This window comes from Psychroserpens damuponensis (genome assembly GCF_000826655.1).
GTDB lineage: Bacteria > Bacteroidota > Bacteroidia > Flavobacteriales > Flavobacteriaceae > Psychroserpens > Psychroserpens damuponensis.
This window is the reverse complement of sequence record NZ_JXJO01000028.1, coordinates 1-308: the sequence shown is the minus strand read 5'-3', so window position 1 is coordinate 308 and position 308 is coordinate 1. Positions and strand designations below refer to the sequence as shown.

Sequence of the window (308 nt, the reverse complement as noted above, 5' to 3'; positions counted from 1 at the left end):
CAACGGCTAATGCTGGAACGGATGGTGCTATAGATTTATGTTTAGATAATGACCCTATAGATTTATTTACTATTCTTGGTGGTGCTCCTGAAACTGGTGGAACGTGGTCGCCTGCGCTTGCAAGTGGTTCTGGAATTTTTGATCCTGCTCTAGATACTGCTGGTGTGTACACTTATACAATTGCTTCAAATCCGCCTTGTGAAGATTCAACGGCAACGGTTACGGTAACTACAAATATTCCTCCTAATCCTGGAACCGATGCTACTGTCGATTTATGTACAAATAACGACCCAATAGATTTATTTACT

General features: G+C 41.2%; 1 pseudogene. It reads left to right on the top strand.

Going from position 1 to position 308, the window contains the following annotated elements:
- Nucleotides 1-308, top strand: a pseudogene (locus tag TD29_RS18565) (hypothetical protein); the annotation flags it as partial.